At 66.1% G+C, this 16,558-nt stretch carries 11 protein-coding genes; 7 read left to right on the top strand and 4 right to left on the bottom strand.

Annotated features, from left to right (window positions below; all coding sequences use genetic code 11):
• Positions 1-2: 2 nt before the first annotated feature.
• From CKW22_RS11025 to CKW22_RS10995, 7 genes are all read left to right on the top strand, one after another.
• The gene (locus CKW22_RS11025; RefSeq protein WP_047581711.1) at positions 3-1,148 is read left to right on the top strand and encodes an isobutylamine N-hydroxylase; all 1,146 of its coding nucleotides are present in this window, start codon (positions 3-5) and stop codon (positions 1,146-1,148) included.
• Positions 1,145-1,972, top strand: a complete 828-nt coding sequence (locus CKW22_RS11020; RefSeq protein ID WP_033700762.1) for an SDR family oxidoreductase — start codon at positions 1,145-1,147, stop codon at positions 1,970-1,972. The genes CKW22_RS11025 and CKW22_RS11020 overlap by 4 nt, the downstream gene beginning before the upstream one ends.
• Before the next feature lie 10 nt (positions 1,973-1,982).
• On the top strand, positions 1,983-2,954 hold the full coding sequence (locus tag CKW22_RS11015) for a fatty acid desaturase (RefSeq protein ID WP_047581709.1): 972 nt from the start codon (positions 1,983-1,985) through the stop codon (positions 2,952-2,954).
• Positions 2,955-2,995: 41 nt separating this feature from the next.
• On the top strand, positions 2,996-3,796 hold the full coding sequence (locus CKW22_RS11010; protein WP_033700765.1) for a DUF3050 domain-containing protein: 801 nt from the start codon (positions 2,996-2,998) through the stop codon (positions 3,794-3,796).
• A gap of 73 nt (positions 3,797-3,869) precedes the next feature.
• Positions 3,870-4,934, top strand: a complete 1,065-nt coding sequence (locus CKW22_RS11005; RefSeq protein ID WP_047581707.1) for an HlyD family secretion protein — start codon at positions 3,870-3,872, stop codon at positions 4,932-4,934.
• The gene (locus CKW22_RS11000; protein WP_033700768.1) at positions 4,931-6,502 is read left to right on the top strand and encodes a DHA2 family efflux MFS transporter permease subunit; all 1,572 of its coding nucleotides are present in this window, start codon (positions 4,931-4,933) and stop codon (positions 6,500-6,502) included. The genes CKW22_RS11005 and CKW22_RS11000 overlap by 4 nt, the downstream gene beginning before the upstream one ends.
• Complete coding sequence (locus tag CKW22_RS10995) at positions 6,472-7,818, top strand: TolC family outer membrane protein (RefSeq protein WP_033700769.1); 1,347 nt, start codon at positions 6,472-6,474, stop codon at positions 7,816-7,818. The genes CKW22_RS11000 and CKW22_RS10995 overlap by 31 nt, the downstream gene beginning before the upstream one ends.
• Here the strand turns inward: CKW22_RS10995 and pcaQ are convergent.
• From pcaQ to CKW22_RS10975, 4 genes are all read right to left on the bottom strand, one after another.
• On the bottom strand, positions 7,809-8,741 hold the full coding sequence (gene pcaQ, locus CKW22_RS10990) for a pca operon transcription factor PcaQ (protein WP_033700770.1): 933 nt from the start codon (positions 8,739-8,741) through the stop codon (positions 7,809-7,811). The two genes, CKW22_RS10995 and pcaQ, sit on opposite strands and share 10 nt — an antisense overlap.
• A 379-nt stretch (positions 8,742-9,120) precedes the next feature.
• Positions 9,121-9,483: a nitrite reductase small subunit NirD gene (gene nirD, locus CKW22_RS10985; RefSeq protein ID WP_047581705.1), complete on the bottom strand. Its 363-nt coding sequence runs from the start codon at positions 9,481-9,483 to the stop codon at positions 9,121-9,123.
• Positions 9,483-12,035: a nitrite reductase large subunit NirB gene (nirB, locus tag CKW22_RS10980; protein WP_095064101.1), complete on the bottom strand. Its 2,553-nt coding sequence runs from the start codon at positions 12,033-12,035 to the stop codon at positions 9,483-9,485. The genes nirD and nirB overlap by 1 nt, the downstream gene beginning before the upstream one ends.
• Before the next feature lie 241 nt (positions 12,036-12,276).
• Entirely contained in the window at positions 12,277-16,308 is a 4,032-nt protein-coding gene (locus CKW22_RS10975; RefSeq protein WP_095064100.1) for a bifunctional nitrate reductase/sulfite reductase flavoprotein subunit alpha, read from the bottom strand.
• Between the last annotated feature and the right edge of the window lie 250 nt (positions 16,309-16,558).

The raw sequence follows: 16,558 nt of genomic DNA, 5'->3' as shown, positions 1-16,558 counted from the left end.
CCATGCCGTTGCCACTCCTGCAAAACGCCAGGCAAACCCTGAACCGCTTTGCCCCAGGCTTCGCCGACCTGCTGACAGAACTGCCATTCGAGCAGCGCGAGGCGGCAGGCAGCCCGGTGGTGGACTGGTTCAAGCAGAACGGGCCGGTTGCCTTGCTGGTGCCCGGGGCTGGCGGTGGCCTGGGGGCCAGCGCGCGCGAAGCGCTGCATGTGCAGCTTGCCCTCGGCGCCTTGTCGCCCTCGCTGGCTGTGGCCAGCACCATGCATCAGTTTTCCGTGGCCAGCCTGGTCGCGGTTGCCGCCAAGGGCACAGGCGCCGAAGGCCTGCTGTTGTCAGCCATCGCCCGGCAGCGCCTGCTGCTGGCGTCCGGCTTCGCTGAGGGCGTGCCCGGTGGCGGCATCCTCGATGCCGGCATGGAAGCCTTGCAACTGGCCGACGGCGTACGCCTGAGCGGCAGCAAGCAACCGTGCAGCCTGACCCGCTCGATGGACCTGCTGACTGCCAGCTTCAGCCGGGCCAGCGAGCACGGCGAAGAGCTGATGATCGCCCTCATCCCCGCGTCCGCACCGGGCATCAGCCACCACCCGTTCTGGGGCAACAGCGCCCTGGCCGGTGCACAGAGCCTGGAACTGCGCCTGGAGGATGTGTACGTCAGCGAGAAGATGATCTTCTCCGCCGGGTTGAAGTCGCAGCTGGGCGATGTACAGACCATCGGTTTCATCTGGTTCGAGCTGCTGATCAGCGCCAGTTACCTGGGGGCCTGCATGGGCCTGGTGGAGCGGGCGATCGACGAGCGCCGCTGGAGCGACCAGCAACGGGTGCAACTGGCCTGCCAACTGCAATTGTGCCTGAGCGCCCTGGAGGGCTTGGCGCATGAGGTCGATCAGCTGCAAGGCGACGCCGATGACTTGCTCGCGCGCCTGCTGCTGACCCGCTACGGCATCGAGCAGCAACTGGCCAGCGCCTCCGACCTGGCCCACCAGATGCTCGGTGGCCTGGCCTTCATCCGCTCGAACCTGAGTTGCGACTGGCTGGCCAGCACCCGTGGCCTGCAGTTCCACCCTCCCGGGCGTTTCAGCATGACGGCCAACCTCGACCGCTACCTGCATGGCGCCACCTTCAGCATTGCCAATGGAGTCACCCTGTGAAACTGCTCAACAAGATCGTCGTCATCACCGGCGCGGCACGCGGCCTAGGCCTGGAAACCGCGCGCAAGCTCAAGCAGCAAGGTGCAACCGTGATCGGCATCGACCGGCTCGAACCGCACACGGCCCTCAACTTCGATGCCTACTACCTGCTCGACCTGTGCGACCGCGAGCGCCTGGACGAAGCCGCCGCCTCGATCCTGGAGCGCTTCGGCGACATCGACATCCTGGTCAACAATGCCGGGGTGCTGACCTTGGAGCGCGGCGAGACGGGGGTTAACGACGACGTGCGCCGCGCCCTGGAAATCAACCTGCTGGCCCCCTGGCAGTTGACCTCGCGGTTCTTGCCGGCGCTGCTGCGCACGCAGGGCAAGGTGGTCAACGTGTCTTCGCTGTTTGCCCTGGTGAACGCGCCCTACGTCGCCGCCTATGCCACCAGCAAACGGGCCATGAGTGCCTATTCGGATGTACTGCGTATGCAGTACCCCGGGCAACTGGACGTGGTAACGGTGTTCCCTGGGTTCATCGACACGGCCATTCACGACCCGGCCGAACGGGTCGGCCTGTCGGTCAAGCGCCTGGTCAGCTTCAAGCGCGGCGAGCGCGTGCTGCTGTCGCTGGAAGAAAAACTCGATGACGCCAGCAATGGCCTGGTACGTGCCTGCACCCAGCGTGGCCTGCGCAACCGTGGCCTGACCTTCCTCGGCAGCGTGGCCATGTACACCGCCCGCTGGCTGCCGAGCGTGGTCGACGCGTTCATCAGCCTGCGCCTGCGCCGCCTGAGCAACGCCGGGCAGCTGTCGCTCAAGCCCGAACTGATCGACTGAGGGCAGGCCGATGACGCAACTGGCACTGGACAAGCCCACGCTACGCCCGGACCGCAGCCTGCTCAAGCCGTCGGCGCTGGAAACCACCTGGGTGGTCGGCTATGCGTTGCTGCTGTTCGCCGTCCCGTTGGCAGTACTGGTGGAGACCCTCAGCCTGCTGCCGCAGGCATGGCCGCTGGCCCTTCCACTGCTGCTGCCGGCGGGTTACGGCCTGTTTCTGCAGGGCATCCTGGGTCACGAGGGCTTCCACTTCAACCTTAGCGAAAACCGCCTGTACAGCTGCATGCTGGCGGTGTTGCTGAGCTCGATGCTGACCGGCTTCTGCGTCACCGGCTACTTCGTCGACCACTGGCAGCACCATCGCCATAACGGCAGCCCCAAGGACCCGGACTGGCGCCTGCTGCGGCGCTATCGCCTGGCCGTGACCCGGCTGCTGGTGTCACGCCTGCATGCCACCGCCTGGTACCTGCTGCAGACCGTGCGCCTGGCCCTGCCCGGCGCCAAGGTCGAAGGCACGCTGCCGCTTCCGGACAAGCAGATCCGCTTGCTGGCCAGGGTCAATCTGGCCTGCCAACTGCTGTGGCCGGCGCTGTGGCTGGCGCTGGCGACGAAGTGGCCGGTGCTGCTGCCGGCGATGGCTGGGTGCCTGTTGCTGGCCTTGTTGATTTCCGCGCTCAACGCCTATCAGGAGCATGCCTTCGAGGCCTGCGTCGACCGGCCGGTGGCACGCTCGCGCACCGCCTGGCTGAGCACCCTGCTGCACCTGGGCTCCAACTATCACCTGGAGCACCACCTGTACCCGCGGGTGCCGTGCTGGCGCCTGCCACGGCTGCACCGCCAACTGCTCGCCAGCGGTTGGTACGAAGGCCGCCAGGCGCTGCTCGAACCGCGTTTCTTCGGCGCCTTGCGCTACTGCAAGGCACGTTTCCCCTATGCCGGCGCCTGGCAAGCAATGCCACCGCCAGGCCGCCCCGGGCAGTAATCAGCGCCCGGTACACCGCCCCCACACTCAAGGAGCCGAGTATGTCTTTTGATGTTGATGCAATGATCGAGAATGAACGCCGCACCCTGCTGGCACACCCCCTGTTCGCCAGGATCAGCTCGCTGGATGACGTGCGCCTGCTGATGGAGAACCACGTGTTCGCCGTGTGGGATTTCATGACGCTGCTCAAGCGTATCCAGCGCGACCTGACCTGCGTCACCCTGCCCTGGCTGCCGCCGCGGCACATCATTGCCGCGCGGCTGATCAACGAGATCGTCACCGGCGAAGAAACCGACGAGCACCCTGGCGGCGGCTTCATCAGCCACCTGGACCTGTACCTCAGCGCCATGGACGAGATTGGCGCCGACACTGGCCCGTTCCGTCAATTCCAGGCCCTGCTGCAAGCAGGCGTGCCACTGGCCCAGGCGTTGACCAACGTCGACATCCCGCTGCCGGCCAAGGTATTCGTCAGCAAGACCCTCGACGTTGCCCTGCATGGCTCGACCGAGCAGGTACTGGCGTACTTCTTCTTCGGCCGCGAGGACATCATCCCCGACATGTTCGGCGGCCTGCTGCAGCGCTGGGCGATCGAGGAAGCCAGCGTGCCGATGCTGACCTACTACCTCAAGCGCCACATCGAGATGGACGGTGACGATCACGGCCCGGCGGCCAAACGCATCATCGCCGAGATCGTCAGCGAACCCGCACAGCAACAGGCGCTGGCCAAGAGTGCAGCCGATGCGCTGGTAGCCCGTACCGTGCTGTGGGACGGCGTGTTCGAACTGCTCAACCAGCGCGCCACCGCGACTGCGCAAGCCACTTGCGTGGCGGCAGCCAGCTGAGCATTGCCCCTTGCCTGCGCAGGCCGCAGGCAAGGGGCAATGGCCTTAAACGACAAGGACGAGAGCGTGTGACATGGTGAAAGGCAAGTACACCAAGTTGGCAGTATCGGTGCTGGTCATCGCAGGCCTGGCCGTACTGGGGCTGCAACGCTGGCAATACGCAAAGCAGTACGTCAGCACCGACAACGCCGAAGTGGAAGGCGTGATCATCCCTATTCGGGCCAGGCTGAGCGGCGTGGTGGTACAAGTGCCAGTGCACGAGAACACCCGGGTGAACCAGGGAGACCTGCTGTTCCAGGTGCGTGAGGACGAATACCAGCAGCGGCTCGAACAGGCCCGAGCCAATTATCTGGGCGCGCTGGTCGCCACAGGCCAGGGCGGCATGCCTGGCCTGATGGACAGCCAGGTGCGCAGTGCCGCCGCACGCAGCCAGGCAGCACAGGCCACCATCGGACAACTGGTGGCCAACGCCGAGCAGGCCCGCAGCGACTATCGGCGCACGCAACGGCTGGCCGAGCAGGGTGTGGTCAGCACCCAGGACCTGGAAGCCGCGCGCGCCCGCTTCGATGCCCTGAACCATCAATTGCAGGCTGCCCGGGACAACTCCACTGCCGCCCGTGAAGGCACCTTGGCCAACCAGGCGGCACTGAAGGTGGAAGAGTACCGGATCAAGGCAGCCGAATCGGCCTTGGCCCTGGCCCGTATCGAGCTGCAGGATACCCGGCAGGCCTCGCCACGGGCCGGGGTCATCGTGCACAAGGATGTGCAGCCTGGGCAATTCGTGGTGGCCGGGCAAAAGCTGCTGAGCCTGGTCAGCACCGAGCGCATGTGGGTGGTGGCCAACTTCAAGGAAACCCAGATCGGCCGAGTACGGGTCGGCCAACCGGCACGCATCAGCGTCGACGCCTTTCCCGGGCAGCAGTTCGAGGGTGTGGTGCACAGCCTGGTACCGGCCACCGGTGCGCGGTTCTCGCTGCTGCCGCAGGAGAACGCCACCGGCAACTTCACCAAGGTGGTGCAGCGCATCCAGGCACGGATCGAGTTCCGGCAACTGCCCACGGCCATGCAACAGGCACTTAGCCAAGGCATGAGCGTGTTCGTCGAGGTCGATACCCGCGACAGCGGGCAGGCACTATGAAGTCGCCCTGGCTGGTGGCCGTGACGGTTACCTTGATCTCGATGATGGAGCTGCTCGACGTGACCATCGTCAACGTCGCCATTCCAAGCCTGATGGGCAGCTTTGGCGCGTCGGTGGACGAAATCTCCTGGATCTCTACCGGTTACATCGTGGCCAATGTGGTGATCCTGCCAGCCAGCGGCTGGCTGTCTGCCTGGTTTGGCCGGCGCCGCTACTACCTGGTGTCATCGGCGCTGTTCGTGCTGGCGTCACTCGGTTGCGCCGTGTCCCAGGAGCTCTGGCAGCTGGTGCTGTGGCGCGTGATACAAGGCCTGGCCGGGGGCGGCCTGCTGGGCATCTCGCAGGCGATCATCTATGACGTGTTCCCCAAGGAGAAGGTCAGCTCAGGCATGGCCTTGTATGGCGTCGGGGTGATGATGGGGCCGACCCTCGGCCCGTCGGTGGGGGGCTACCTGATCGATGAGTTCTCCTGGCACTGGATCTTCCTGATCAACCTGCCCATTGGTGCGCTGGCCCTGCTGCTGGCCTGGCTGTGCGTGGGCGACTCGCCCAACGAGCGGCGCCCGCAGAGCATCGACTACCTGGGCTTCCTGTTGCTTGCCGTCGGTGTCGGCAGCTTGCAGATCCTGCTGGAGCGCGGCGAGCACTGGGACTGGCTGGAGTCGGACCTCAGCCTGCTGTGCCTGGCCCTGGCGCTGCTTGGCCTGGTGGGCTTCTGCTACTGGGAGCGGCGGGTGAGCAACCCGATCGTCAACCTGGCGCTGTTCAACAACCGCGAGTTCCTGCTGGGTTCGGTGTGCGCCTTCTGCGTCGGTTTCGGCCTGTACAGCACGCTGTTCATGGTGCCCCTGCTGCTACAGACGCTGCTCGAACAAAGTGCCTACCAGAGCGGCCTGGTGATCTTCCCTGGGGCCCTGGCCAGCGCGGTCAGCACCTTGGTGATCGGCAAGCTGTCGCAGGAAAACCGCATCGATGAGCGCTACTTCATCTGCGTGGGCATCCTGGTCTACGGCTACGCCATGTACCTGCATACCCAGTTCACCCTGCAGAGCAACCCCGACACACTGTACTGGCCGCTGATCATCCGGGGGTTCGGCCTGGGCATGATCTTCGTGCCGCTGACCAACCTGGCCATGCGCCAACTGCCGGTACAGCTGATCTCGGTAGGTTCGGGCGTGCTCAACCTGATGCGCCAGCTCGGAGGCAGCGTCGGTATCGCCATCGCCGCCACCCTGCTCACGCGTTTTTCCTGGGCGCGCTACCGGCAGCTCGCCGAGCATGTCGACGAAAACCGCCTGGTCACCAGCGGCTGGGACCTGGCCAGCCTCGACCCGCGGCGGCTCTCCACCGAGCTGCTCGGCGCTGACCAGGCCAACGCCCTGCTGGCCTTCGTCCAGGCCCGGGAGCAGGCGCAGATGCTCGGTTTCAGCATGCTCTTCGGCCTGCTCGGTGCGGTGATGCTGATCGGCGTCCCGATGGTGCTACTGATGCGCAACCCCCGCCAACACAAGCCCTCACTTGCAAAGGAGTCCGCGACGTGCTCGGACAATGCACACGAATCCGCCTAGCGGTGCTGATACTGGCGCTGGTCTGCGCCAGCCCCGTACAGGCCCGCGACCTGTACCAGACCTACCAGCAGGCCCTGGGGCATGACATGGCCTATGCCGCCGCCCAGCAACGCCAGCTGGCGGCCGCGCAAAAGGCCCCGCAGGGGCTCGCCACGTTGCTGCCGCACCTGTCCCTGGAAAGCGGCGCAGCCTGGGTCGACCGCGAGCACAGCGGGGCGGCCAGCCGCAACCGCGACAACTCCAATGCCTACGCGCTGGTATTGATCCAGCCCCTGCTGCGCTGGCAGAACGTCATCGGCCATGAACAGGGCAAGGCCCTGGCAACGGCGGGCGAAATCGACCTGCTGGCCGCGCGCCAGGACCTGATACTGCGCGTGGCCGACGCCTACTTCGAGCTGTTGCTTGCCGAAGACCAACTGGGCACCAGCCGCCAGCAAATGCAGACCCTTGGCCAGCAGCTGGACAAGGCACAGCGCTTTCGGCGCGAGGGCTCGGGGACCGAAAACGAAGTGCAGCGCATCCAGGCCCGCTACGACCTGGCGCAGGCCGAACAGATTGCCGCCGGCAATGCCTTGCGCCTCAACCAGCAGGCATTGGCGAGGCTGACCGGCAGCACGCCGGGCGAGTTGGCCAGGCTCGATGACGAGGTGGCGTTCAGTGGCCCGCAACCGGCCCGGCTGGATGCCTGGACCGACCAGGCACGCCAGCACAACCTGAAGGTGCAGGCCGCCGAGGTGCGCCAACTGATCGCCGAGCAGGAAGTGGAAAAACAACGAGCCGGCCACCTGCCAACCCTCGACCTGGTGGCCGCGCATGGCCGTTTTGCCTCGGTCGGTGGCAGCCTTTACGACGTCACCGTACCCGAGGAGAAATACACCCAGACGGTGGTTGGCGTGCAACTGAGCGTGCCGCTGTATGCCGGTGGCGGTACTCAGAGCCGTACCCGCGAGGCGCGTGCCCTGCAGGGCGCGGCCGAAGATGAGCTGGAAGATGCACGGCGCGAAGCTGATTTCATGGCGCGCCAGGCCTACCTCAACCTGACGGGCGGCATCAGTCAGTACCAGGCCCTGCAACAGGCCATGCGCTCCAGCCAGAGTGACCTGCGGATCACCACGCACGCCTTCGAGGCAGGCGCGCGCATCAGCAGCGACGTGCTGGATGCCGAGCAGCAGCTAACCCGCACCCGCCTGCAACTGGCCCGCCAGCGCTATGCCATCTTGCAGGCGCAGCTACGCCTGATGGCGGCCAGCGGCAGCCTGAGCGATGACAACCTCAAGGCGCTCAGTGCCCTGCTGACAGCACGGGTTCAGGGGTAGCTACCCTCGCGGTACTGCCCCGCCACCTCGCGCAGCACCTCGCACACCCACTGCCCCGGCAGGCTCTGCGGCAAGGCGGCATTGCGACAGATGCCGACCGAGCCGCCCGGCTCGCGCACGCCCAGGTCGAGTTCGACCAGTTCGCCACGGCCAAGGTCGATCAGCACGGCGTCGCGCGGTGCCACCCACACGGCATCACTGCCCAGCAGATAGCGGCGGCTCAAGGCCAACGACAAGGTCTCCAAGCGCTGCGCCGGCAGCTGCACACCACATTGAACGAACAGGCTGTCGGCGTGCTGGCGAATGGTGGTGCCAGGGGGTGGCAAGACCAGCGGATAGCGCCCCACCTGCGCCCGTTCCACTGGCGTGGTGGCCAGCAGCGGGTGCCCCGGCCGCACGACCAGGCTCATCGACTCGCTGTACAGGTGCTCGAACGACAGGCCTTGAATCTGCGGGCTATCGGTCATGCGCCCGACCACCAGCTCCAGCTCACCCAGGCGCAACTGCCCGAGCAACTGCGCACTGGCCCCCGTCACCACGCTGATCAGCAACGCCTCATGACGCTGATGCAGGCGGCACAGCACTTCGGGCATCAACAAGCCCTCGACGGTAGAGAGCACGCCAATGCGCACTTGCGACGGCGCCCGTGCTTCGCCGCGCAGGCTGCTCACGCCATCGCGCAGGGCCTGTACGCTGGGCCCGGCGTAGCGCATGAAGCGGGTGCCGGCCGGGGTCAGTTCGACGCCGTGCCGGCTGCGTTCGAACAGGCGTGCTTCCAGCAGCTCTTCGAGTTCCTTGAGGGTCTTGGAAATCGCTGGCTGGCTGATGGCGAGGCTATCGGCAGCCCTGGCCAGGCTGCCCTGCCGGGCGATTTCCAGGAAGCACAGCAGGTGGCGGTACTTGATGCGGGTGTCGAGGTTCATGGCCTGAAGCTTACCGCATTGGGGGGAGTGGGCAGCTTTTATAGTGCTCGCCGCAGCGTTTTTGTCGCCTGGGAGATCGAGCGCCGCCCGCGCGGCGCTTCGCGGGGCAAGTCGGATCGCCGCACCGCCGCTCCCACATCTGTTTCGGGCCAGTGAGGCCTGTGCCATTTGCGCGCGACCGCCTTGTTTGTACGACGCGATATTGTGGCGGGCACCAAAGGGCCGCGCGCCAATGCATCAGGCATAACTGGCCCGAAACAGATGTGGGAGCGGCGGTGCGGCGATCCGACTTGCCCCGCGAAGCGCCGCGCGGGCGGCGCTCGATCTCCCATACGGCGAAAATCCTACGGCGAACAGCGTCCGGGGGTTCAACAATTCATCAGCCCCCCGCCAACTCGACCGCCTCACCATTCAAGCGCACCGGCCACACCCGCAGCCGCTGCGCGGCATCCTCCAGGCAATGCCCGCTGTGCAGGCTGAAATGCTGCTTGTAGAGCGGCGCCGCCACCACCAGCTGGCCCTGCACACTCCCCACCAGCCCACGGCCGATGATGTTGGCCCCCGAGCGCGGGTCACGGTTGTCCAACGCATACAACGCCTGCTCCTGCCCTGGCAGATAGAACAGCGCCACCTGGGCCCCCTCGTGCCACACCACCACGCCGGAATCGGCAACCAAATCGCGGGCCTGACAGACCGTTTGCCAGTTGGGTTGGTGCGCTACAGCAGTATTTGACAGGTTCATCAGACAGCCTCCTCGACAGTGGGAATCAGGTGCAACGCTGCAGCAGGGCGGCGTTGTTCGCGCTCGCGGACGAAGTGCACGTCCGGGTCGGCGCGGTGGTCGTTGACGAAGGTGCGGAAGCGCTTGAGCTTTTCCGGGTCGTTGAGGGCGTTGGCCCATTCGCATTCATAGTGATCGACCACATGCTGCATCTGTGCTTCCAGCTCGGTTGCCAGGCCCAGGCTGTCGTTGAGGATCACCTGCTTGAGGTAGGCCAACCCCCCCTCCAGGTTTTCACGCCATACCGAGGTGCGTTGCAGCTTGTCGGCGGTGCGGATGTAGAACATCAGCACGCGGTCGATCAGGCGTACCAAGGTGTCGTCGTCCAGGTCGGTGGCGAACAGCTCGGCGTGGCGCGGGCGCATGCCGCCGTTGCCGCAGACGTAGAGATTCCAGCCCTTGTCGGTGGCGATCACGCCGATGTCCTTGCTCTGCGCTTCGGCGCATTCGCGGGTGCAGCCGGATACCGCGAACTTGAGCTTGTGCGGGCTGCGCAGGCCCTTGTAGCGGTCCTCCAGGCGCAGGGCCATGGCCACGCTGTCCTGCACGCCATAACGGCACCAGGTGCTGCCCACGCATGACTTCACCGTGCGGGTCGACTTGCCGTAGGCATGGCCCGTCTCGAAGCCGGCCTCGATCAACTCGCCCCAGATCAGCGGCAGTTCGTGCAACTGGGCCCCAAACAGGTCGATGCGCTGGCCGCCGGTGATCTTGGTGTACAAGTCGTACTTCTTGGCCACCTGGCCAATGACGATGAGCTTGTCGGGGGTGATTTCACCGCCCGGTATGCGCGGCACCACCGAGTAAGTGCCGTTTTTCTGCATGTTGGCCATGAACGTGTCGTTGGTGTCCTGCAGCGGTACCAGCGCCGGGTCCATGATCGGCTGGTTCCAGCACGAAGCAAGGATATTGCCCACCGCCGGCTTGCAGATAGCGCAGCCCACATGGCCTTTGCCATGGCGCACGAGCAGGTCATGGAAAGTGCGGATACCGCCAACCCGTACCAGCCCGTAAAGCTCCTGGCGGGTGTAGGCAAAGTGTTCGCACAGGCTCTTGTCGACCGTCACGCCGCGGGCCGTGAGTTCGTGCTCGAACACCTGCTTGAGCAAGGCCGCGCAGCCGCCGCAACCGCTGGCCGCCTTGGTGCAGCCCTTGACCGAGGCAAGGTCGCTGCAGCCGCTGTCGATGGCGGCGCAGACCGCGCCCTTGCTGACGTTGTGGCACGAGCAGATGGTCGCGCTGTCGGGCAGGGCATCGGCACCCAGGGCCGGAGCGCCGCCCGTTTGTGGCAGGATCAACGCGGCCGGGTCGGCAGGCAGGGCTATACCGTTCTGCGCGTACTGCAACAGGGTGTCGTAGTAGCTGTTGTCACCCACCAGCACCGCGCCCAGCACATGCTTGCCGCTGGCATCCACCACCAGCCGACGGTAGGCGGCGTTGGCTTCGTCGATGAAGCGGTAGCTGCGCGAGCCTGGCGTGGCGCCATGGGCATCGCCGATCGAGCCGACATCCACGCCCAGCAGCTTGAGCTTGGTCGACATGTCGGCACCGGTGAAGGCAACCGCGGCATCCCCCACCAGCAGCGCCGCCAGGTTACGGGCCATGCTGTAGCCCGGCGCAACCAGGCCGAACACGCTGCCGTTCCACGACGCGCACTCGCCGATGGCGAAGATGCGCGCATCGCTGGAGCGACAGTGGTTGTCGACCACCACCCCGCCCCGCGCGGCAGTGTCCAACCCGCATGCGCGGGCCAGGGCGTCCTGCGGGCGGATGCCGGCGGAGAACACGATCAGGTCGGTTTCCAGGTGTTCGCCGCCGTCGAAGTTCATGCGGTAGCGATAGCCCTCACCGGCACTGATCGACTGGGTGGCGCGGGACAGGTGCACGCCCACGCCCAGGGCCTCGATCTGTGCCTTGAGCGCCGCACCGCCCTCGCTGTCCAGCTGCACCGGCATCAAGCGTGGGGCAAACTCCACCACATGCGCTTCCAGGCCCAGGGACTTGAGTGCATTGGCCGCCTCCAGGCCCAGCAGGCCGCCACCCACCACCACGCCACGCTGGGCATTGCTGGCGGCGGCGCGGATTGCATCGAGATCGTCGAGGGTGCGGTAGACCAGGCGAGCGTTGCCGCTGGCCCCTTCGATCGGCGGGACGAACGGGTAGGAGCCGGTGGCCAGTATCAACTGGTCGTACGCGTAGCGGCCTTGGGGGGTAACCACCTCGCGGCGCGTGCGGTCGATCTCCACCACCGCTTCGCCCAGGTGCAGGTGCACGCCTTGGCTAGGGTAGAAACCCTGCTCGCACATCGCCAGGGTCTCGGCGCAGCTGCCGCCGAAGTATTCGGAGAGGTGCACACGGTCGTAGGCACGCTGGCGTTCTTCACCGAACACCCGCACCTCGAAGTGCTGCAAGGCGCCACGCTCGATCAATTGCTCGACGCAGTGGTGGCCGACCATGCCGTTGCCGACAATCACCAGTTGCTCTCGTTGCCTGCCGTTCGCTGTTGCCGTCATAGCCGATCCTCGATCAAAAAAAAACGCCTGGAGCGGAAGCTCCAGGCGCCTTTGCCTGTACTCATCAGGGTGTGCCCCTGGTTGATCGCCGTTGATCAGTGGGGCGTGTTGTGAACGTGATAAAGCAGGGAATGTGCCAAATGCTGTATCGCCTGTTCAAACGCGACAGGGCCAGAAAAGTCATCGGACATTCCAGAAAAAACCGCACAGCCAAGGTGCACCCATCCCCATCCCGGTGCACTCAATACACATCGCGCCGATAACGCTTGGCCTTGCTTAACCCTTCAACATACGCATCCGCCGCGGCCTCGCTCATGCCACCGTGCTCGGCGACGACCCTGCGCAGCGCGCTGTCCACATCCTTGGCCATGCGCTGGGCATCACCGCACACATAAAAGTAGGCACCCGCCTCCAGCCAGCGCCAAAGGTCGGCGCCTTGCTCGTGCAGGCGCTGCTGCACATAGATTTTCTCGGCCTGGTCGCGGGAGAACGCGGTATCCAGACGCAAGTGGCCTGTCGCTTGCCATGCCTGCAACTGTGCCTGGTAATAGAAGTCGCTGGCCGCATACTGCTCGCCGAAAAACAGCCAGTTGCCCCCGCGTGCCCCACGCGCTTCTCGTTCTTCGAGAAACGCCCGAAACGGCGCGATGCCGGTGCCCGGCCCAACCATGATCACCGGCACGTTATCGTCCTCGGGCAGGCGAAAATGCTTCGAGGCCTGCGGGAAGATCGCCACCTTGATGCCGTGCGCGCGGTCGGCGAGGAAGGTCGAGCAAGCGCCCTTGCGCTGCCCGTAACGCACGGTCGAGACGGTCAGGTGAACTTGGCCAGGGTGCGCCAACGGGCTGGAGCTGATCGAGTACAGGCGTGGCTGCAAGGGTTTTAACAGGTCGAGCCAGGTGACCAAGGGCAGGTCCTGGGGGAACTCGCGCAGCACATCCGCCAACTGCCGCCCCCACAACCAGTTTTGCAGCTCGGCCTTGTGCTCGGGCTGGAGCAACCGGCGCAGGGCCTCGGCGCTCTGGCTGAACACCTGCAACTGCGCCGGGGTGACCTTGGCGATTTCCAGGTGCGCCTCCATGGCATCGGCCAGCGGCAGTGAGGCCTGGCCTTTGACCTCGACCAGGGTCTGGCCATCGAGCCGCATCAGCGCCAGCAGCTCTTCGACCAGCGCCGGGCAGTTGCGCGGCCATACGCCCAGGGCGTCGCCCGCCTGGTAGCTGAAGGTGCTGCCAGCCAGGTCGAACACCAACTGGCGCGTCTCCTTGCTGGCACCCGGGGCATTGAGCACGCGGTTCTCCAGCAAGGTGGCCGACCATGGCTGCTGCTTGCTGCAGGCCTGCGCAGGCGAAGGCGCGTCACTGGCGTGGGGCGCGGCGGCGTCAGCCAACCGCGCCAACAAGGCGTCGAGCCAGGTGGCGAATGCCTCATCGTAATCCGGCTCGCAATCCACCCGTTGCAGCAGTCGCCGCCCACCCAGCTCGGCCAGGCGCTGATCGAGCTTGCGGCCAAACCCGCAGAACTGGCCGTAACTGGAATCGCCCAGGGCCAATACGGCATAGGGCACATCGGCGCAGTGGCCGCCCTCCTCGCCTTGCAGTGCCTGCCAGAACAGCGCCGCACTGTCGGGCGCGTCGCCATCGCCGAAGGTACTGGCGATCAGCACCACACTGGCAGCACCGCGCAACTGCTGCGGGCTGAGTGTATCCATGCAATTCAGGCGCACCGCCAAGCCGGCGTCACGCAGGCGCTCGGCACAGCGCTCGGCCAGCGCCTCGCCGTTACCGGTCTGCGAGGCCCACAGCACCTGGTGCTGCGGCGCCTCCAGCACCCGGCTGGGCAGCGCCGAAGGCTGCGCGAACACGCCCGCCAGCAGGCCATCAACGAACCACCGTCGGTTAGCGGCCAGTGGCGCGCTAGCCGGCAGGCTTGGCACACCCTCGGCGCGGGCCTGCTCCAGGCCAAGCAAGAAGCCCTGCAGGTAATGGCGCTCTTGCTCGGCCAGCGCCGGGGCCGGCAGGTTGTCCAGGCCAAGCAGACGAGACAGGGTGGCGGTCGGCATGTGGGCAGACTCCGGGTGGGCAGTGGCGCCGCTCAGGTCGAGGGCGTCGATACGTTCGCCGGCAACCCGCTCAAGGGCCACGGCGCAGTGTTTGAAGGCGGGCTGCAGCGACAGTGGGTCGACCGCATCACAGGTGACGGCATTGATGGCCAACTGCTCGCCGATCAGGTCGTTCCAGTGAAACGGCGCGAAGCAGTTACCTGGCATGACCCGGTCGCTGATGCGCGCCGGCAGCACGGCCTGACCACGGCGAGAGCGAATGGCCACCTGGTCCTTTTCGGCGATGCCAAGCCGTGCGGCGTCCTCGGGATGGATTTCGATGAAAGGGCCAGGCTCCAGCTTGTTCAGCGCCGGCACCTTGCCGGTCTTGGTCAGGGTGTGCCACTGGTGCTGCACGCGGCCTGTGTTGAGCACCAGGGGGTAGGCGTCATCCGGCAACTCCGCTGCCGGCAACCAGGGCCGAGCGAAAAAGCGGGCCTTGCCGCTGGCGGTGGGGAACGCCAGCGCCGGGCGCTGGCCCTGGGCGTCGTGCAGCAGCGTCTGGCTGCTGCCATCGTTCAGGTAGCGCAATGGGCTGCGGTCGCTGTCACGCCCTGGTGCGCATGGCCACTGGCGCGGCTGCGCACGCAGGTCGGTGTAGCCGATGCCGCGCAGGTCGTAGCCGGTGGCGGGGTTATGGAAGCGGCGAATCTCGTCGTACACCGCTTCGGCATCGGCGTAATCGAACGCGTCGGTATAGCCCATCGCGCAGGCCACCCGGGCGATGATCTGCCAGTCCGGCAGGCTCTGGCCAGGAGGCGCCACGGCGCGTGGCATCAAGGTGAGGTTGCGCTCGCTGTTGATCATCACGCCCTCACCTTCGGCCCACAGTGCCGCAGGCAGGAGGATATCGGCATAGCGGTTGGTCTCGGTGTCGAGAAACGCATCCTGGGAGATCACCAGCTCGGCCCGGCGCAGGCCGTCGATCACCTGCTGGCGGTTGGCGACGCTGGCCACCGGGTTGCTGCAGATGATCCAGCAGGCTTTCACGTCCCCTGCTTTCAGCTGTTCGAACAGCGCCACCGTACCCTCGCCGCCTTCGCTGCGCAGGGTACCTGGTGGCAGTTGCCACTGCTGTTCGACGAACGCGCGGTCGTCTTCCACCAGCGCCGAGCGCTGGCCTGGCAGGCCGGGCCCCATGTAGCCCATCTCGCGGCCGCCCATGGCGTTGGGTTGGCCGGTCAGCGAGAAAGGCCCGCTACCGGGGCGGCAGATAGCGCCGGTGGCCAGGTGCAGGTTGCACAGGGCGTTACTGTGCCAGGTACCGTGGATGCTCTGGTTCAGGCCCATGGTCCAGCAGCTCATCCAGTTGTTGGCACGGCCGATCCATTCGGCGGCCTTGATGATGTCGGCCTCGGCCAGCCCGGTGATGGCGGCCACGCGCTCGGGGCTGTAGTCGTCGAGAAAGGCTGGCAGTTCGTCCCAGCCGTCGGTGTGGCGAGCGATGAAGTCGGGGTGGGTGTGGCCGTTGCGGTGTAGCAGATGCAACAGGCCGTTGAGCAAGGCCATGTCGCTGCCGGGGCGTACCTGCAGGAACAGGTCGGCCTTGTCGGCGGTGGCGCTGCGCCGCGGGTCGACGACGATCAGCTTGGCGCCGGCCTTGACCCGGTCCAGCAGACGCAGGAACAAAATCGGGTGGCAGTCGGCCATGTTGGCGCCGATTACCAGGAATACGTCGGCGTGCTCGAAGTCCTGGTAACTGCCAGGTGGGCCATCGGCACCGAGCGACAGTTTGTAGCCACTGCCGGCGCTGGCCATGCACAGGCGCGAGTTGGACTCGATATGGCGGGTGCGGATAAAGCCCTTGGCCAGTTTGTTGGCCAGGTACTGGGCCTCCAGCGACATCTGCCCGGACACATACAGCGCCACGGCATCCGGGCCGTGCTGGTCAACGATGCCGCGCAGGCGTGCGGCGGTGGCCGCAATGGCCTGATCCATGCTGGCGCGCACCGGCGGCTGGCTGCGCTGCTGACGCAGGTAGGCATCCTCCATGCGCCCGGCGGCGGTCAGCGGCACGTGCGCGGTCAGGCCCTTGGTGCACAAGCGGCCAAAGTTGCTGGGGTGCTGCTTGTCGCCGCTGATCTTGCTGACCTTGCCATCGGCAACGCGCATGACGATGCCACAGCCGACGCCGCAATACGGGCAGACACTGCGTACTTCGCTGCTGCTCATGGGCCGGTCTCCTTGGGAAACGCAAAAGGCGCCGGCTGCCCCCGCTTGCATGGCAAGCGGGGCAACACGGCGCCTTTGTCGTGAAGAGGTGCGGGCAATCGGCATTGATTGCCCTGGGTAGGGGTCAGTCAGCAATTAGCGGGCCAGCTGTGCGGGCCTCTTCGCTGGCGGCCCGCGCGCCCGTGCGGGGCCGGTTTGCCGCACCATGCGGTGGCACCGCGAAGGCCCGTGGCGCTATGCTGGGGCACAT

Source organism: Pseudomonas sp. Irchel s3f19 (genome assembly GCF_900187555.1).
Taxonomy (GTDB): domain Bacteria; phylum Pseudomonadota; class Gammaproteobacteria; order Pseudomonadales; family Pseudomonadaceae; genus Aquipseudomonas; species Aquipseudomonas capeferrum.
This window is presented reverse-complemented; position numbering and strand designations above follow the sequence as displayed.